Raw genomic sequence first — 17,396 nt, forward strand, 5'->3', positions numbered from 1 at the left:
CCGCTGGTAGCGGGCGAAAGCCTGCAACAACGTTGTTCGCTCAAGAGTTGTACATTGTGGCGGCCGTCGCAGTTTGGTTCCAAACATAGCCTCGTTTCAACACAGCGCCGCCAGACTTAAACATCGTCGCGCCCGAACTGCCCTCTTCAGCTTGTTCCCGCAACATGTGTTGCGTGTGTCGTGCGTTAATGCGTTTTCTTTCCTGGGGGATTGTTGCCGCGTGTGGCTTTTTATTGGCAGGTCCGGCGGCGAAGGCTGCTGAAATCCGTATTCCGGACCTGCCTTCGCCTCACTACAACTGGACCGGATTCTATGCGGGCGTTTACGGCGGCGGTGCGTATGCGGCGTGGGCCGCCGATTACTGCCGAAATGGTGCTTGTCGTCATGCAGAGGGGCAGGCGGGCGGCTTCGCCGTCGGCGTTTACGGCGGTTACAATTATCAATTCGCCAACCGTTTTGTAATTGGTGCCGAATTCGATTGGGGCAAGTCCACCTCGTCAGAGGACGAACTCGTCTTTGGCGACAGTGCGTTGCTATCGAGATTCGGCGCGTTCGGCTCGGCTCGCCTGCGCGCCGGCTATGCGTTCGACCGCCTGCTGGCATTTGGTGCGGTCGGTGTCGGCGTGGCCAGCATCAGCAATGGCTATCGCTATACGGTTCAGAGAGGGTGTGACACGCTGGAGCAGGCGATCTGGGACGAGCAGGTCAAGGCAGGGCTGATCGCAGGCGCGGGCATCGAGTATGCTTTCACCAAGCATCTGGTCGCGCGCGGTGAATATCTCTATGCCGATTACGGCAGCGCCACGATGTCCAGCCGAGACCGCACCCGGGCTGAATTCCGCAACGAGATGCATTTTGTGCGCGTGGGCGCCAGTTATCGGTTCTGATGCTTCGCTCAGGATGGTCCGGCGGCGCTGGCTGCCGGATCATCATGTCGCGCTTCTCCATGCGTCTTATCGTGCGGGCGGCGCGGTGATCGCCTTGCGGATTGCTGCGAGTGGCGCGGTGTCGTCGAACTCGAGATCTTCGCCAACGCGCTTCAATCCGAGGTCGCTCCACAGCGCCGCGAGATCGGGCGTCACCGGCTTCGGCCCCATCTCGTTGTGAAGCCGGGTCAGCACGTCGACGCCGACGGCTTTGTCGGCGGTTGCAAGGATGCGCTCGATCGGCCAGCCCTGCTCATGATTGCCGCCGGCGGCGAGCACGCCGCGCATCGCGTCCTGCAGGCCGAGACGATTGTCGGTGGCTTTGCGGATTTCGATGTCGGCGAGCAGGCAAAACATCGCGCCGCCCCAATATTTCCGCCCCCAGGTGCCGGTGTTGTCGAGGCCCTGGTCGCCGGCCTGCGGCAGCCCCTTCGGCATGTCGCGCATCATCGCCTGCCAGATTTCGCGCGCGCTCAGATCTCCGGCCTGCACCCGCGCGACCGGCTCGACATAGACCGCCAATCCTTCCGAGAGCCACGCGTAGCGGTCGGGCACATCAGGCAGGGCGGTATGCACCATCTCGTGCACCATCACCCAGTCGCGGCGCAGCACATCCTCGCTTGAATCGCGGCCGAGCGGAATGCGAATGGCGGCGCCGCGATAGCCCCACGTCGTGCCGCCGCGAATGCGCCCACCATCGACGGGTACCAAGAGCAGCCGGAGCGAGTTGACGGGAAATCGCCCGTAATAGGTCGTCACGGCCCGAGCCGACATCCTGATCCAGTCGAGCAGTTTTTCCCTGGGCAGCATGAAGTCGCCCGGCGCGAGCGCGACATGGATGATGCCGCCGGGCACGTCAATATCGGTTTTGGGCAGCCGGTCGAAAGCGTCGTAGGGCATCCGGTCGCGCATATATTCCGATTGCGCATCGGCGCGGAACGAAACGGCGCTTGCCAGCACCGCGGTGATGACGGCGGCGGCCACGGTCCATTGAAAGGCGCTGGCGGCTTTCATCGCAGCACGGTCTGGGCCGCGGCCGACCGCTCCTCACCTGGGCGTTGCGCGATGAACGAGGCGGCCTGTTCGTGGAGATCGCCGAGCATGGCGGCGAGCAAGGCTTCGCCCTTGGCCGACGTCGCCCGTGTCGGATCGCCATAGCTGCCGGAGCGGCTGTAATTTGGCGAGTACGGATCCGACGGCGTCAGTGCACCCGGCGTCTCCCGGTTCAGGGCGGGGCTGGCTTCGGCGCGCGTCAGGTCGACCAGATGCGGCGCCAGCGCCAGCATCAGCGACGTTTCCAGTTCATCCGCATGACTGCCATGGCTCTGCTCGGCCAATTGCCTCGCCACGCGCGGATAGCGCGGGCCTTCGTGGATCCACAGATGCCTGATCCGCTCGCTGTCGAGGCGCGCCAGTGCGCGATCGACCGGGGCCAGGGTGCTGATCCCGGTGTTGAGCACCAGCAGCTTTGGACATCCGCCGGCGAGAATCTGCCCCGCAATCTCGCGCACCAGCGCCTCGAAGGTCGAAATCGACAGGCTGCTGCTGCCGGCATACTCGACGAAGGCGGGATAATGGCCGTAGGTCAGCGTCGGCCAGATCAGCGCGTCGATCCTTTCCGCCATTCTGGCTGCGAGCCATTCGGCCTGGATGCGGTCGGTGTTGAGCGGGAGATGGAAGCCGTGCTGCTTGGCGGCGGCGCCGATTGGCAATATGGCCACCGCGCCACTACCGATGCGCCGCGCGACTTCGTCCCAGTGCATGCGCTCGATGAAGTGGCGATCGGTGTCCATTCCCATTCGCCGAGCGCTCCCCCTTCATGAGCCGACGGAAACATCCGTCAAAAGCCCCGCCGTGATCCAGCCGTGCAGATAGCCGGCGCCGCGGCCTGCCGCGCCGTCGGGGTCGTCATAGGTCGCGAGCATTTCGCAGAGCACGCCGAACGGAATGCCGTTCGCGGCCTCGTCCCACATCATCGCCTCTTCCGCCGAAAGCTCGCGGAACATCGGCGTGACGTCCTGACGCCAGATCAGAAGATGCGCCGGCAGCTCCATTGCGGTCGCGTCCGGCGGCGTTTCGTCGTTCTTGAGCGCGAGCCAGATCGCAGCCGCATTGGTTGCAAGATCGAGCCTGAAGACACTGGGATGCGGCTGAAACCTCAGGCCCGACCATGCCTCGGGCGCAAAGCCCGCCATGTCGGTCAGTTCGACCACCTTGCTTTCCGCGGCGTCGAAGGCGTCGTTGAGCGCCTTTTCCAGCGCGGCCAGATCGGACAGTACGGGATGGTCCGAGTAGAGCTTCGCCGATTTCAAAAACTCCGGCAGGCCTTGCGAGAACCAGCGCAGATTCGGATGCGCGGACGGGCGCGCCTTGACATAAGCGTACCCCATCTCGTCGAACATCTCGTCGCCGAGATAAAGGTGCAGCAGCTCGTGGTCGTTGCGCATTGCCTCGACCAGCCGCGAACCGTAGGCATGGCGATAAACGCCGAACAGCGTTTCGCGCTTCTCGCGCGGGCTGTCGAGGATTTCAGCCAGCACCGTATCGTCGCCATCAAGGATGCCGCGCTGAAACTCGGCTTGCTGTCGCGCAAAATCGCTCATTCCGCCTGCGTGCACCTCGGCAAGATTTTTTCGGCCATCTCACGGGTCCTGACAACCTCAAGCAACAATTCATCGAGCGGCGGGATGTTGTCGTCGCGCTCGATCATGGTCGAGACCCGGCCAAAACGCTTCAACGCCGCGGTATAGAGATCCCAGACGTCCTCGCACACCGGATGGTCGTGGGTGTCGATGATATGGGTGCCCATGTGGCTGTGGCCGGCCATGTGAAACTGCACCACGCGATCCGCCGGAATGCCATTGAGGAAAGTCATGGGATCGTAGCCGTGGTTGAAGGCGCTGACATAGACATTGTTGACGTCGAACAGGAGCCAGCATCCGGAGCGGCGCGACAATTCGGACAGGAATTCCCATTCCGTCATTTCTGAGTTGCTGAACTGCACGTAGGTCGAGACATTCTCGAGCACGATGGCGCGGCCGAGAAAATCCTGCACCAGTTGGACGCGGCTGACGACGTGATCGAGCGCTTCCCGGGTGTAGGGGATCGGCAGCAGGTCATGAAGGTTCTTGCCGTGCACGCCGGTCCAGCACAGATGGTCCGATACCCATTTCGGCTCGACGCGCCGGGCGAGATCCTTCAGAGCCTGCAGATATTCGAAGTTCGGCGGGGCGGTGGAGGCGATCGACATCGACACGCCATGCATCACCACGGGGTAGCGTTCGCATATCCGGTCGAGCGTGCGCAGCGGCTGGCCGCCGGGCAGCATGTAGTTTTCGCTGATCACCTCGAACCAGTCGATCGGCGGATTGCCGCTCAGGATTTCGTCGTAATGCTGGTGGCGCAAGCCGAGGCCGAAGCCGAGGAAGGGCGGCTTGGCCGATGTCACCGTGCGGTCTGCAAGCGCAGCCGCCGAAGTATCTGGCAATCTGCTTGCGACGTTCATCTCGTCTCCGCTCGAACGGCGCCGTAAGTGCGGCGGCGTGTCCCAAACTGCACCGTCAACCTAGCATGGATGCGAGGCCCGGCCTACACCCGGGCCTCGATCGGACCGCGACTTAAGACGGCATGTATTTGCCCTTGGCGGCGTCGCACTTTTCCTTGGTCATGGCCGAGAAGCCCTGCCCCTTGCAAGCGTTCTGGCCCTTGCAGGCATTGCTGGCGCCCTTGCAAGCGCTCTGGCCCTTGCAGGCATTGGCGCCGACGCACTTACCTTCGCCGGCGGCATAGGCCACGGTCGACACGGTGGCGCCGGCCAGGAACAGGGTGGCTGCGGCAGCGGCGAGGGTGGCGCCGGACTTCGAAGTCATCTTCATTGGTATCCTCCAAAGGAAGTGTGAGGGTGCATCGCCCGCAAGCCGCGACAGTTCCGCGGCCGACAAACTGCACCCGGAGATAGCTACGCGGCGGGTCTGGATTTAGTTACGCGCGGGGCCGACTTTATTTCGGCCGCCGGGACGAAACAACGAGGGTCCGGCAAGCGCTGTACCCTCGTTGCACCTGATCGGAACGATCAGCCCTTGACGAACTTGGCGCCCATGGCGGCGCAAGCCTTCTCGGAGATCGCCGAGAAGCCTTGACCCTTGCAGGCGTTCTGGCCCTTGCAGGCATTGGCCGAACCCTTACAGGCGCTCTGGCCCTTGCAGGCGTTGCCGGCCATGCACTTGCCCTGGGCGGCGTTCGCGGGCGTCGACACCGTCGACACCACCGAGCCGGCGAGGAACAGGGTGGCGGCGGCTGCGGCGAGCGTCGCACCGGACTTGGAATTCAACTTCATGACGATCTCCTCGATGATTGTTTGCAGACAAAAAGTGACGCCATGAGACCTGTTGATCGTTCGATCACAGGCCCGCTGACGCAGGGGAGGGACGGATGGCAATCAGATCGCGGTGGCTTGCCAGAGGACGTCAGGTCTCCGTGATTTGAGTGCTCATCCGAAACCAGCTACGGGGGATGGGGCGATTTGGTTACAGAGTTTCAAAAGAAAATTTTCTTTTTTGCGGTTGGACATCCCGTCCATGTCTAACCCCGGCGGCTTGAGAGTATTTCATTTGCGTGCAGCAGTGATCTCCGCAAGCGCGCGCCGCGCAGAAAGCGCGGCGCTTCAAGGGATTAGCGCAAGCATCGGCGGTCGTTTGCGTTGCACAACGAAACTCGATCCAGCTACCCCCGCACAGGCTTCAGCTTCGCCATCTGCGCGACAGTGGCCCTCAACTCCTCGGCGTTGAAGGACGGAAACGAACAGATACGGTTGCTGCAGGCGAACGCCGCGGGTTCGCCGAGATCCGGATATTCGACATCGGGATTGGGCAGCTTGCCCTCGCGCAGATCGAGCCACTCCAGACGCTTGTAGCGGGCCGGCAATGCACGGGCCAGCGCGTGCAGGTTTTTCGCGCGGGCGTCGTCCTTGTGTCCGATGATTGTCATGTGGGTGGGTTCGACCGCGAGCTCTTCGTCGGCGAGCAGAACGCCGGGCAGGGGACGCATCATCCCGGCCGAGGCGCTGGCGAGATAGCGCATCGCATGCGCGGCCTCTTCGCGATAGGCCTCGTTGCCGAAGTAGCGGTTGAGCAGGTTCATGAAGCGGGCGACCGCGGCCTGATCGTCGATCAGCTTGGCGGGCTTGGCGAGCACGCCGGTTTTGCCTTCCGCTGTCTTCGAGGTCACGAAGCCGCCGGCCTCATCACGAAAGGTCGCGATGAAATCGCCGGCCTTCGCGGCCGAACTGAGCCAGTCGCGATTTCCCGTGGCGGCATAGAGATCGAGAAAAGCCTGGCCCATCGCCAGCGTGTCGCCGATGAATGGCCCGCCGCGATCCTTGTCGCCATGACGGAACCCGCCATCGGGGAGCGCGCGGTTGTCGATCACCCATTTCGCCGCGCGTTCTGCGATCGCCAGCACCTTCGGATCGTTGGTGACGTTGTAGTAGGCCGAAAGCCCCGAGATCGCCCAGCCGTTTTCGCGCGCATACAGGTTCTTGTCGATGCGCGGCATGCCGAGCTTGCGCCGCTCGCCGTCCGACAGCGCGTAATATGTGTGCCCATCGGTGTCGTGATCGAGATCGGCATCCTGGCTGACATAGAACGCGCCCTCGGGGCTCTTGAGAAACTGGGCGAGATAGCGTTCGATGTTGCGTGCGGCAGCAAGGTATTTCGGATCCTTCCACAGCGCATAGGCCTGGCTGTATTGCCGGAGATATTGCGCCTGGAACGACATGATCTTTTCGAAATGCGGATGCGTCCAGGAGCCGGCTTCGGAATATTGGTACACGCCGCCCCAGACCGGATCGATCAGCGCGATGGCGGCATCGAGCGTTTGCCGGGCGCGCTTGGTCGCGATGGCGTCGCCGGACTCGGCGCGGGTGATCGCAAGGTCCATGCTGTCGGCGTCGATGTATTTCTGGTTCTCGCCCCAGCCGCCGAGCTCTTCCTCATAGGATTCGTCGACATTCTTCGTCAGCGCAGCGCGCTGTTCCTTGTCGAGGAAGGCGGAGGTCGATGGCTTCACCTCAAAGGCTTCGCCGACTGACGGTCCGGGCGAGGGATCGTCGATGATCGCCTTGAGCAGCGCCTGCATCCGCTCCGGCTCGATATAGCCCCTGATCTTGGCGATCTCGGTGCCGTCGGGGCCGAACACGATGGTCGCCGGCCAGCCCCAGTCGCCATAGCGGCTCGACAGATCGGGGTTGGCGTCCTGATCGACCCGCACCGGCAGATATTTCGCGGCGAGCAATTCCCTGACCTCGGGATTGGCGTAGGTCGTCTTCTCCATGACGTGGCACCAGTGGCACCACACCGCCTCGAGATCGAGAATGACGAAGCGCTGTTCGGCCTGCGCGCGGGCAAACAGATCGTCGCTCCAGTCGCTCCATTCGGGCCGGTCCGCAGCAAACGACGGCGATGCCGCTAGCGCGGCAAGTGCGAAGGCGGCAATGCGGGCGAGTTTCATGGTGGCTCCCGGAAGCGTGGCGTTTTCTCCAGCTACGCACGCGGCGAGATCAGGGCTCAAGCATTAGCCGATGTCACGGGATTGTGAGTGTCAGGTTGAAGCTTTGGACTGACCGCTGGCATTCAGCAGCAGCCGGTCCAGTGACGCCGCGCCGGGGCCGGCAATCGCAAGCCACATGAAACCAGCGAAGTAGGCAGCTTCCTCAAACCCGAGCAGCGTCTCCAGCGAATCGACGTCGCCCCATTTGGCTGACTTGATGGCGACGACCATGACCACCGCCAGCATCGCAGCCGGGATACGCGTGAACAGGCCGAGGATCAGCATGGCGCCGCCGAAAAATTCGACGCCCGCCACAAGGGGGGTGAGGATGTTGGGAAACGGAATGCCCCAGCCGACAAAGTTCTCGGTGACCTGCGCCAGATGATTGAGCTTGCCCCAGCCGGCCAGCATGAAGGTGTAACCGACGATGAGCCGCATGATCAGCGGGCCGGCCCAGGAAAAATGCGAGGCGATCTGCGCCGGCAACAGGATGAGCAGATTGACGATGGAATACATGCGACCCCCTTGAGATTTCGTGACGCCGCGGCCTGCGGCCACGTCGCGGCCGCGGTGGCGGCAGTCTGGTCCTGACAGGAAATTCGATGGCGCCGACCCGCTTGTTACGGGGGCTTAGCCGAAATTTTGCAGCGCGGGAAAAGTCTCCAGCAGCCAGATGCTGATGCTGGTGACGGAGCCGGTCAGGAAGCCGATGCCGGTGATCACCATCAGGATGCCCATGGCATGCTCGATCTTGCCGAGGTGTCGCTTCATCCGCGCAAACAGCGAGGAGAACTGCTCGATCATGAAGGCTGCCAGCAGGAACGGGATTCCGAGCCCGGCGGAATAGACCGCGAGCAGACCGGCGCCCTTGGTGACGGTGGCCTCGGCGGCTGCGATCGACAGGATCGCAGCCAGAATGGGGCCGATGCAGGGGGTCCAGCCGAAGGCGAAGGCGAGCCCCATGGCATAGGCGCCCCAGAGGCCGACCGGTTTCGGCATCGGCATCCGCCCCTCGCGCATCAACAGTCCGATCCGGGTCAAGCCGAGGAAGTGCAGGCCCATGATGATGATCACGATGCCGGCCACGATCGAGAGCTCCGCCGACCAGGCGCGGATCAGGCCGCCGATCAGCGAGGCGCTGGCGCCAAGCGCCACGAAGACGGTGGAAAAGCCGAGCACGAACATCAGTGCCGAAGCCATCACCGCGCGCTTTGACGCCTGCGTCGTCTCGGCATTGGCGACCTGCTCGATGGTCGCGCCGGTGAGATAGATCAGATAGGGCGGCACCAGGGGCAGCACGCAGGGGGACAGAAAACTGACGAGACCGGCAATCAGGGCCGCCGGGATGGAAACATCGTGCATCGCATGACCTTCGAGAACTGCCGCAAGGCATAGCGCCGTCTTCGCTTGTACGGAACAGGCAATCGATAAGTTTCGTCGTCATTACGGCTCAACTTCGGTCACAGAGCCGTGTCCGGGGCGCCGAAATTGCCTCGCCGGCGAAACAGACGCTGGTATGGTCCCGTATTGCGGTAATCAGACCGTCATCGGGACCCCTGCATGCGCCTCGGCATCCGCAGCGCCATTTCCGCCCTCGTGCTGACGTCCATCGTCGTCAGTGCCGTCGGCGTGCACCTTTTGTGGTGGCGCACCGCCCATCAGGTCAGCCAGACGCTCGCCAACACCATCAACGACCAGATCGTATCCGCGGTCACCGACGAACTGCAGTCGGTCACGACGGAGGCGCGCTCCTCCATGATGGCGGTGCGAACGCTGCTGGCTGAAAAAGTGTTCGACCCGCGCGACGCCAGGAAACGCGAGATCGTTTTCCGCTCGCAGTTGCTGTCGCAACCGACGATCTCCTGGGTGGCATTTGGATGGCCGGACGGCTCGTTCTTTGCCGGGCACAAGCTCGGCGACAACGTCATCGAAATGCTCGAAATCACGCCCGACCGCAATTTGCGCATCAATCGCTACGAATTCGTCGGTAACGATCTTCGGCTCAAGGCGAGCTGGTTCGAAGACACCGACTATTCCGTGACCGAGCAGGAATGGTTTCGGGTCGCCAAAGAGACCAACGACGAACACTGGTCGACGCTGACGACGCATCCGCGCGGGGAGCGGCTGGCCGCGGCCTTTTCTGCCCCGATCGAGATCGATCAAAAACCGGCCGGCGTCGTTGCGATCATCATCGAGCTGACCCGCGTCTCGAATTTCCTATCGCAGCTCACGGTCGGCAAGTCGGCGGGTGCCTTCATTCTCGAGCGGGACGGCAAGGTGGTGGCCTCGCCCGATTCCGACGCCAGCGAACTGGTGGCGCTGAAGACCGATCATCCGCTGTTTCCGGTCGCCGTCGATGCGATCCGCAATGCCGGCAGCGCCTACGAACCCGGCGAGGGGCAGCCGTTCAACACGACGGTGACGCGCGACGGCAAAGCCTATCAGGCCGTGATCACGCCGATTTCGTTTCCGGGCTGGTCGCTGGTGACGGTGGTGCCGGAATCGGAATTTCTCGGACCGGTGCAGATGACGATCCGAAACCTGCTGATCGGGCTTGCGGTCCTGATCGTTTTCGCCGGGCTATTGTCGGCATGGCTCGCCCAGCGCCTGATCGCAGCGCCCTTGATCAAGGTGGTGAACGAGATCAGGCATGTCGAGCGTTTCGATCTCGACAAGGTGCAGCGGCATCCGTCACGGTTGACCGAGATCGGAAACCTGTCGGGCGCGATCGGCGACATGGCGCAGGGGCTTGCCGCGTTCCGCAAATACATTCCAGCCGACCTGGTCAGGCGGCTGATCAGCGACGGCAACGGCGCGCGGCTTGGCGGCGCGGTGCGGCCGATGAGCGTGATGTTCGTCGATCTGGCCGGCTTCACCGGCATATCCGAGCGGCTCGGCGACCGCATCATCCCGCTGCTGTCGCGCTATTTCGATTGCGTCTCGGCGCAGATTCAAAACCAGAACGGCACCATCGACAAATTCATCGGCGACGCCGTGATGGCGTTCTGGGGCGCGCCGTCGCCCAACCCCGATCATGCCGTCGATTGCTGCCGGGCGGCCTTGGCGTGCCGGCGCGCGGTGGAAGAGGCCGACCTCGTCGACGACCACGGCCAGCCGGTCAGGATCCGCATCGGCATCAATTCCGGTGACATGCTGGTCGGCAATATCGGATCGGAGGTGCGGTTGAACTACACCGTGATCGGCGATGCCGTTAACATTGCGAGCCGGCTGGAGAGCACCAACAAGGCGTACGGCTCCACGATCATTATTGGCCCTGAAACGCGCCGGCTCGCCGGGAAGAGCATCGTGGTTCGCGAACTCGACCGGCTGGCGGTCTATGGCCGTGCGGGCGGTTTGCAGATCTATGAGTTGCTTGATATGGCCGGCGATATCGGCGCACCTGCCTGGGTGGCTTCGTACGAGGCCGGCCTTGCCGCCTGGCGTGCGCGGGATTTCTCGGCTGCGATCGGCGCGTTCGAGAAAGTGCTGGAAATCCGTCAGGAAGATGCAGCGTCGGCGACGATGATCCAGCGCTGCAGGCAGCAGCTCGAAAATCCGGCCGGCGAAGATTGGGACGGAACGACGGTGGCGCGGACCAAGTAGCCCGACGCAGGCTTTGCCGCCTTGCCTTGCGGGGACGGTTTGGCCATAGATGTGCCGGCCTTGGCGCTGCATTCGCTAGCGATCGATAGGGAAGCCGTTCCGCGTTGAAAGTGCTGTTGACCCATACGCCGCAGTCGCGCGCCCAGTACTACGGCGACCGTAGTCTTGCCGGGCTGCAGGCCGTCGCGCAGGTGAAACTGCATGAAGCAAGCGACGCGCTCGACGCGGCCGGCCTGATCGAGGCCGCCCGCGATGTCGATATCATCGTGGCCGACCGGCTCACCGCGGGTCCGGGCGAGATATTTTTGAAGCTGCCGAAGCTGCGCGCCTTCGTTCGTTGCGCGGTCGACATCCGCAACGTCGACGTCGAAGCCGCTTCGGCCGCCGGCGTCCTGGTCACGCGGGCGGAACCCGGCTTTATTCAATCGGTTGCCGAACTCGCGCTCGGCTTCATGGTCGATCTGTCGCGTGGGGTTTCACGTGCGACCGCCGACTATCATGCCGGCCGCAAGCCGGAGGTCATCATGGGCCGGCAACTGGCCGGCAGCCGCCTCGGCATCATCGGCTATGGCAGCATCGGCCGTTACCTGGCTGATATCGCCAAGGTGTTGGGGATGGAGATCATGGTCGCCGATCCCTTTGCGACGGTGAGCGACGCCGCGATCCGGCATGTGCCGCTCGGCGAACTGCTTGATCGTTCCGACTACGTCGTCTGCCTCGCGGTCGCCAACGAGCAAACCGAGAATCTGATCGACCAGGCGGCGCTGGCCCGCATGCAGCCGCACGCCTTCTTCATCAACCTGTCGCGCGGCAATCTCGTCGACGAGGCCGCATTGTCGGCGGCCTTGCGCGAAAACCGCATCGCCGGCGCCGCGATGGATGTCGGCCGCGCGCTGGACCAGATGCCGTCGCCGGAGCTCGCGAGCCTGCCGAACGTCATCGCGACGCCGCACATTGGCGGCCTGACGCCGCCGGCGATCGAGAGCCAGTCGCTGGAGACGGTGCGGCAGGTCGAGGCGATTATCGCGGGCGAGGTGCCGGTCGGCGCCGTCAACGCCGAGCGTTGGCAGCGGCGGCCGTCTAGGCCTTAAGATAGCGCCCCGGCGGCTTCTCAACGTCCGCGAGCTTGCAGAGCCGATGCCCGTCACTACGCGCAAGCAATCGCTTACTGGTTGTTGTATGCGGTACGGCGAAGTAGGATGGTTGCGTTGCGTACTAACCGCTTAGACGGTTCTGATGAAGTGCCCCAGGTGCGAACACGACAATCGGCCTGAAGCGAAATTCTGCGAGCAGTGTGCCGCTCCTTTCGAGCGCGGCTGTCCTAATTGCGGTAGCTTCGTGTCATCGGGAGCCAAATTCTGTTCCCAATGCGCACACCCAATTGGACTTGACGAAGAACATCGAGCAGTAAACCGCTTCTTGTCACCTGACAATTATACTCCAAAACATCTCGCCGTCAGGATAATGACGACGAAACGCGATCTTGAAGGTGAACGCAAACAAGTCACTGTGCTATTTGCCGACATCGTCGGATCTCTCAGAATAATAGCAGATCGCGACCCTGAGGAAGCGCAGAAGCTCCTCGATCCCGTTCTCGATCACATGCTCGAAGCCGTCCATCACTATGAGGGCATGGTGAACAGGGTCATGGGGGACGGCATTATGGCGCTGTTCGGAGCCCCACTCGCGCATGAAGATCATGCCGTGCGCGCATGTTATGCAGCCCTCAGGATGCAGCAGACGATTGCCCGCTATGCGGAAGAGATCCGCCGCGCTTACGGCGCGCCAATAACGATCCGGGTCGGTATCAACTCCGGTGAGATTGTGGTCTCCTCAATCAACAACGATCTCTACATGGACTATACGGTCGTCGGACAGACGGCCCATCTGGCATCCCGCATGGAGCAAATGGCGATGCCGGGTTCTGTACTCGCCACTGCCGATACTATCCGCCTCGTTGAAGGATACGTCGAAGCCAAGTCACTCGGCGAAATGACGATCAAGGGTCTCGCGAACCCAGTTGAAGTCTTCGAGATCACCGAGGGGGGCTTTGAGCGGACAAAGTTGCAGGCTGCCGCCTCGCGCGGGTTGACGCCGTTTGTCGGTCGCGAACTGGAAATTCAACAACTCACTCAGGCGCTGGATCACGCCCGAGGCGGTCATGGTCAGGTCGTGGCAGTCGTCGGGGAGCCCGGCATGGGCAAATCGCGCCTGATTCACGAGTTCGTTCACTCGTTCCGGACCGAAGACTGCCTGGTTCTTGAAACAAACTCGGCTTCATACGGCCATGCGGCATCGTACCTGCCGGTGATCGAATTGCTCCGGCACTATTATTTCAAGATCAGTCAACGCGACAACGCCAAGTCGATCCGCGAAAAGGTGACAGAAAAGATCCTGGCACTCGATCCTTCGCTGCAGGACGTAATCCCGCCGCTGCTCGATCTGTTGGACGCTTTGGATGCAGGTCATCCGTTCCAATCGCTGGATCCGCTCCAGCACCGGCAGCACACTTACCAGGCGATTACCAGATTGCTGTTGCGCGAAAACCATGTGCAGCCGGTCGTCGCCGTGTTCGAGGATTTGCACTGGAACGATTCTCTTACCTTGGGCCTTCTGAACGAAATCGTCGTCAATGCGCGCGATGCGCGCTTGCTGCTGTTGGTAACCTACCGTCCGGAATTCCATGACGATTGGAGGGGGCGGCCGAATTACCGCAACCTGCGTCTTGAACCTCTTCAGAGCGAAAGTCTCACCACGCTTCTGCATTCACTTCTGGGATCCGACCCGGCACTCGAAAACCTCAAGAATTTTGTTCTGGATCGCGCGGGCGGAAATCCATTCTTCGTGGAAGAGCTGGTTCGAACGCTGGTGGACCGCAAGGTGCTGGAGGGGTCGCGACAAAACTACAGGATGGTCAAGCCGATTTCGGGAAACGAAATCCCGCCCACCGTACAGGCCGTTCTCGCCGCACGTATCGACGCGCTGGCAAAGGCCGAGAAGAGGCTGCTGCAGGAAGCTGCGGTCATCGGATACGACGTTCCGCTCTCACTGTTGAAAGAAATAAGCAGTCTTCCCGACAGCGAGCTTCGCGGAGTGCTCGACAGTTTGCAGACGGCCGAATTTGTGTTTCCCACCCAGTTATTTCCTGATCTTCAATTTTCCTTCAAGCACGCTCTCACTCACGATGTCGCCTATGGAGGCCTGCGGAGCGAGCGGCGCCGCGACATCCATCAGCGCGTCGTTCTCGCGATAGAAAAGGTTTATGCCGGCCGCATCGGCGAGCATGTAGAGCGCCTGGCCGATCATGCGCTACGTGGCGGGCTTCAGGAAAAGGCCGTGACGTATTTGCGCCAGGCCGGAACGAAGGCTGCAGATCGAGAAGCCTATCCTGAGGCCGTAATCCTCTTCGAGCAAGCCCTCGAAGCGCTGGCTGGATTGCCGCAAAGCAAGGAGGCCATTCAGAAGGCGATCGATATCCGATTCGACATCCGCAATGTTCTGCAACCGCTCGGAGATCGCGACCGTATTGCCGCCCGGCTGCGCGAAGCGGAGCAATTGGCGGATCGAATCGGGGACAAACAACGTAATGGATGGGTGCAGTCCTATCTGACCGAACAGTTCTGGATGCTCGGCCGATACAAGGAATCGATCGCGGCCGGAGAACGCGCCCTTGCGGTTGCCGAGCCGCTATCCGATTTACCTCTTCAGGTCGTCACCAATCTTCCTCTAGGATTGGCGCATCACACGCGGGGAGATTACAAGAAGGCGCGCGAATGTTTCGGCTGGAACGTCCTCCATCTGGAGGGCAATCTGGCCAGCCAGCGTTTCGGAATGTTCGTCCTGCCCGCCGCGTTCTCGCGTAGCTTTATCGCATGGGGCCTGGCCGACACCGGACAATTTTCGGAAGCGTTCAACATCGGCGAAGACGCCCTTCGCATCGCCGAAAATGCGAGTCATCCCTTCAGTTGCGGTTACGCGCATCTCGGTCTCGGTGTCGTCGCGTTGCGTCAGGGGAATTTACGCCGCGCCCTGCGCTCATTTGAACGCGCGCTGGCAGCCGGCGCGTTCGCAGATAGTCCCGTCGGCTTTGCCTACGTTGCGCTGCATTTTGGCTATGCCCTTGCGCTAGCCGGCCGGGCGAACGAGGGGATTCCAATTCTGGAGCAGAGCATCGAGGTCGCCGAATCCAAAGGTTTCGTCGCCCGTCATTCGCTGCGTCTGGCTTATGTCAGCGAGGCTTACCTTTCGCTCGGGCGCGAGGGCGAGGCGCTGAAGGCGGCCACGCGTGCACTCGAGCTCGCCCGCAAACATGAGGAGCGAGCAAACGAGGCTTACTCGTTGCGGATGCTGGGCGAGGTCGACCTGTATCGAGCAAAGCTGAGCGATGCCGAGAGTTGGCTTACCCAAGGTGTAGTGCTTGCTGAAGAATTAGGAATGCGACCGCTGGAAGCGAACTGCCACAAGGGGCTCGCAAACGTGTTCGATCTTGGCCATCGGAAATCCAGCGCAGAGCACCACCGCAGCATTTCCAGGTCGCTGGCAGACGCGATGGAAATGCGCTTCTGGGGCTGAGCTTGTGAACTTGTAGATGTCGGGCTAGATTTCGTTCGCTTGGCAATTGTACAAGGCAACGGGGAGGCGGCCCATGGATGAGAATTCGCTTCTGCTTGGTATTCAGGGGATGCGAAGCGATTCCGATTACCACGCGGCGGAGGTACTGCGCCGAGAAACCGATGGCGGTGCGGAGACCATGGCCGCCGCTCCATCAGATAGCAGAGAGCACGCGGCGGTTCGGCTCCTTATCGTTACCTGGGAGTCGATCGCGGTCCTGATGCGCGGTGTCAGAGCCAAAGACAAGATCTATGAAGTTACTCCGATATGTCACATGTATGAGGTGCTTGAGCCGGCGATCAGATACTTCAGGAAGGAGACGCCGGAGTATGCAGCAAACTTTGAGAAATTGAATGTCGACTATCACGCCTGGCTAAAGAAGAAAAAGAAGAGTGCCAGCTATGAGAGCGCCGCCTGCGGCGGCATGCATGCGCGATTTGGCTAACCTGGCACTCAGCGAGAGCCTCGGCTCTCGCTTTTCAACCTGGCTGCTTCGTCCATACCTTGACCTGGGCCGGCTCCAAGCCGGACCCACCCATGCCAGATCTATTGACGCCGGCTGGCAAGCCTATGCCGATCCGGATAGCCCTTCCTTCCTTCCACAACGTGCATTGTCGCCCGGTTTTCGCGTGCAACTCGCAGAGCAGGCCGGCGCGCCTTATGCAGTCAGCGATCCTCGTGATCTTGCCAAGGATCTGCGTACTGATCGGTGGCGCAAGCTTTGTCAGGACCTTGAGCTTTGGCCAAAGCTTTCGTCCGCGCGCAAATGCCGGCTGGCGGCGCTTCTTCACTCGATGTGCCTGTACGAGCCATTGCTCAAACTCATTCCGGAGGATTGGTCCAGTGACAGCGATGCTGATCCTCGCGCCGCACAACTCGCGTTCTGCCGGGCATCGGCAAAATTCATGCTCGATTTGCCGAAACGAACGTCCAGCTACGATTCCGGGACCATGTCCGCTTTTGAGAATATTGCGATCGATGACCAGTGCCATGCGCCCGTAAGGTTCAATGCAACAGCAATGGTCTTCGTTCAGAAAGCCAAGGCCCGCGCGCCACTCGCCGAACTCGATGATTGGGGCAAGCGGTTCGAGATTGCCTTTGCCGCCGTGGAGGACGGCGAGACTGGATTTACCGCGCAATTGTTCAAAAGCAGATTTTATCGGGGAATGGGCTTCCTTCCTCAAGCTGCGGGCAACCGGGAAGCGATGATCAGGACAATGGACATTGCGGAGCGCCAGGCGCGGGACCTTGCGCCAACGACGGCGGCGGAGGAGATTCTTTATCGCGAGAATCTGCATGCGGTGTTGGAAAGCCGAACCAAGGAAGCGCTTTGGCTGAATGATCTCGAGCTGGCAGCATCGAGGGCCTCCGACCTAACGCGGGTAGACCCGTACGATTCGAAGGCCTGGGTTGAGCTCGGTCAGGTCCATTACCTTCAGGGTAATTGGCAACGCGCGGCCGAAGCGTATGTCGTTGCGGCGATGCTGGGCCCTCCAGCGAGTTCGGTCGGCCGGTACATGGCCGGCGTTTGCTTCGGTAAGTTGGGTCTGGAATTTCTGGCGGCCTTTCTGTTCAAGGAAACCCTGGAGATCGACCCGCTCGGAATATCCTCCCGTCAGGAGATATTTGATTTGCCCGACATTGAGGTCCTGGACACGCTCAAGCAGTGGGCGCGCTCGAACATAAGATTATGACTTCTCTCCCTGTCGA

At 61.6% G+C, this 17,396-nt stretch carries 15 protein-coding genes and 1 pseudogene; 7 read left to right on the top strand and 9 right to left on the bottom strand.

The annotated features are described in order from the left end of the window. Window positions 1–188 precede the first annotated feature (188 nt). Window positions 189–887 carry an outer membrane protein gene (locus tag V1277_RS22280; RefSeq protein ID WP_334418125.1) on the top strand — a complete coding sequence of 233 codons (699 nt, stop codon included), beginning with the start codon at window positions 189–191 and terminating at the stop codon, window positions 885–887. 66 nt (window positions 888–953) lie between these two features. Here V1277_RS22280 and V1277_RS22285 read toward each other — a convergent pair whose 3' ends face one another. From V1277_RS22285 to V1277_RS22325, 9 genes are all read right to left on the bottom strand, one after another. Beyond that, a complete protein-coding gene (locus V1277_RS22285; protein ID WP_334418126.1) occupies window positions 954–1,940 on the bottom strand; it encodes a hypothetical protein in 987 nt (328 codons plus the stop codon). Beyond that, window positions 1,937–2,719, bottom strand: coding sequence for a creatininase family protein (locus V1277_RS22290; protein WP_334418127.1), 783 nt, complete (start codon window positions 2,717–2,719; stop codon window positions 1,937–1,939). Before V1277_RS22290 ends, V1277_RS22285 begins: the two co-directional genes overlap by 4 nt. 24 nt (window positions 2,720–2,743) lie before the next feature. Next, on the bottom strand, window positions 2,744–3,529 hold the full coding sequence (locus V1277_RS22295) for a DNA-binding domain-containing protein (RefSeq protein WP_334418128.1): 786 nt from the start codon (window positions 3,527–3,529) through the stop codon (window positions 2,744–2,746). Next, a complete protein-coding gene (gene bufB / locus V1277_RS22300) occupies window positions 3,526–4,431 on the bottom strand; it encodes an MNIO family bufferin maturase (protein WP_334418129.1) in 906 nt (301 codons plus the stop codon). Before bufB ends, V1277_RS22295 begins: the two co-directional genes overlap by 4 nt. A 112-nt stretch (window positions 4,432–4,543) precedes the next feature. Further along, window positions 4,544–4,801, bottom strand: a complete 258-nt coding sequence (gene bufA2 / locus V1277_RS22305) for a BufA2 family periplasmic bufferin-type metallophore (RefSeq protein WP_057846977.1) — start codon at window positions 4,799–4,801, stop codon at window positions 4,544–4,546. A 197-nt stretch (window positions 4,802–4,998) separates the two neighbouring features. Continuing rightward, on the bottom strand, window positions 4,999–5,262 hold the full coding sequence (gene bufA2, locus V1277_RS22310; protein WP_334369871.1) for a BufA2 family periplasmic bufferin-type metallophore: 264 nt from the start codon (window positions 5,260–5,262) through the stop codon (window positions 4,999–5,001). Window positions 5,263–5,648: 386 nt separating this feature from the next. Next, window positions 5,649–7,433: a thioredoxin domain-containing protein gene (locus V1277_RS22315; protein WP_334418130.1), complete on the bottom strand. Its 1,785-nt coding sequence runs from the start codon at window positions 7,431–7,433 to the stop codon at window positions 5,649–5,651. Between the two features lie 90 nt (window positions 7,434–7,523). After that, window positions 7,524–7,988 carry a DoxX family protein gene (locus tag V1277_RS22320; protein WP_334418131.1) on the bottom strand — a complete coding sequence of 155 codons (465 nt, stop codon included), beginning with the start codon at window positions 7,986–7,988 and terminating at the stop codon, window positions 7,524–7,526. Between the two features lie 114 nt (window positions 7,989–8,102). After that, on the bottom strand, window positions 8,103–8,834 hold the full coding sequence (locus V1277_RS22325) for a cytochrome c biogenesis CcdA family protein (protein ID WP_334418132.1): 732 nt from the start codon (window positions 8,832–8,834) through the stop codon (window positions 8,103–8,105). 198 nt (window positions 8,835–9,032) lie between these two features. On the opposite strand from V1277_RS22325, the gene V1277_RS22330 reads away from it, so the two are divergent. The 6 genes and pseudogenes from V1277_RS22330 to V1277_RS22350 all read left to right on the top strand — a co-directional run bounded on the left by V1277_RS22330 (window position 9,033) and on the right by V1277_RS22350 (window position 17,380). Then, window positions 9,033–11,075, top strand: coding sequence for an adenylate/guanylate cyclase domain-containing protein (locus tag V1277_RS22330; RefSeq protein ID WP_334418133.1), 2,043 nt, complete (start codon window positions 9,033–9,035; stop codon window positions 11,073–11,075). Between the two features lie 104 nt (window positions 11,076–11,179). Beyond that, on the top strand, window positions 11,180–12,166 hold the full coding sequence (locus V1277_RS22335) for a hydroxyacid dehydrogenase (protein WP_334418134.1): 987 nt from the start codon (window positions 11,180–11,182) through the stop codon (window positions 12,164–12,166). A 145-nt stretch (window positions 12,167–12,311) separates the two neighbouring features. Further along, window positions 12,312–12,434 (top strand): annotated as a pseudogene (locus V1277_RS35030) (double zinc ribbon domain-containing protein); the annotation flags it as partial. Between the two features lie 105 nt (window positions 12,435–12,539). Continuing rightward, window positions 12,540–15,647: an ATP-binding protein gene (locus V1277_RS22340; protein ID WP_334418135.1), complete on the top strand. Its 3,108-nt coding sequence runs from the start codon at window positions 12,540–12,542 to the stop codon at window positions 15,645–15,647. 73 nt (window positions 15,648–15,720) lie between these two features. Continuing rightward, window positions 15,721–16,131 (top strand): hypothetical protein, encoded by a 411-nt coding sequence (locus V1277_RS22345; protein WP_334369862.1) that lies wholly within the window; start codon window positions 15,721–15,723, stop codon window positions 16,129–16,131. Then, window positions 16,115–17,380, top strand: a complete 1,266-nt coding sequence (locus tag V1277_RS22350; protein ID WP_334418136.1) for a tetratricopeptide repeat protein — start codon at window positions 16,115–16,117, stop codon at window positions 17,378–17,380. Before V1277_RS22345 ends, V1277_RS22350 begins: the two co-directional genes overlap by 17 nt. The last annotated feature ends 16 nt before the right edge of the window (window positions 17,381–17,396 follow it).

This window comes from Bradyrhizobium sp. AZCC 1588 (assembly GCF_036924735.1).
GTDB lineage: Bacteria > Pseudomonadota > Alphaproteobacteria > Rhizobiales > Xanthobacteraceae > Bradyrhizobium.

What these genes read in the sequence shown, in the direction of transcription:
- V1277_RS22280 (WP_334418125.1), top strand. Translation starts at nt 189, where the DNA reads ATGCGTTTTCTTTCCTGGGGGATTGTTGCCGCGTGTGGCTTTTTATTG.
- V1277_RS22285 (WP_334418126.1), bottom strand. Translation starts at nt 1,940, where the DNA reads ATGAAAGCCGCCAGCGCCTTTCAATGGACCGTGGCCGCCGCCGTCATC.
- V1277_RS22290 (WP_334418127.1), bottom strand. Translation starts at nt 2,719, where the DNA reads ATGGACACCGATCGCCACTTCATCGAGCGCATGCACTGGGACGAAGTC.
- V1277_RS22295 (WP_334418128.1), bottom strand. Translation starts at nt 3,529, where the DNA reads ATGAGCGATTTTGCGCGACAGCAAGCCGAGTTTCAGCGCGGCATCCTT.
- bufB (WP_334418129.1), bottom strand. Translation starts at nt 4,431, where the DNA reads ATGAACGTCGCAAGCAGATTGCCAGATACTTCGGCGGCTGCGCTTGCA.
- bufA2 (WP_057846977.1), bottom strand. Translation starts at nt 4,801, where the DNA reads ATGAAGATGACTTCGAAGTCCGGCGCCACCCTCGCCGCTGCCGCAGCC.
- bufA2 (WP_334369871.1), bottom strand. Translation starts at nt 5,262, where the DNA reads ATGAAGTTGAATTCCAAGTCCGGTGCGACGCTCGCCGCAGCCGCCGCC.
- V1277_RS22315 (WP_334418130.1), bottom strand. Translation starts at nt 7,433, where the DNA reads ATGAAACTCGCCCGCATTGCCGCCTTCGCACTTGCCGCGCTAGCGGCA.
- V1277_RS22320 (WP_334418131.1), bottom strand. Translation starts at nt 7,988, where the DNA reads ATGTATTCCATCGTCAATCTGCTCATCCTGTTGCCGGCGCAGATCGCC.
- V1277_RS22325 (WP_334418132.1), bottom strand. Translation starts at nt 8,834, where the DNA reads ATGCACGATGTTTCCATCCCGGCGGCCCTGATTGCCGGTCTCGTCAGT.
- V1277_RS22330 (WP_334418133.1), top strand. Translation starts at nt 9,033, where the DNA reads ATGCGCCTCGGCATCCGCAGCGCCATTTCCGCCCTCGTGCTGACGTCC.
- V1277_RS22340 (WP_334418135.1), top strand. Translation starts at nt 12,540, where the DNA reads ATGACGACGAAACGCGATCTTGAAGGTGAACGCAAACAAGTCACTGTG.
- V1277_RS22345 (WP_334369862.1), top strand. Translation starts at nt 15,721, where the DNA reads ATGGATGAGAATTCGCTTCTGCTTGGTATTCAGGGGATGCGAAGCGAT.
- V1277_RS22350 (WP_334418136.1), top strand. Translation starts at nt 16,115, where the DNA reads ATGCGCGATTTGGCTAACCTGGCACTCAGCGAGAGCCTCGGCTCTCGC.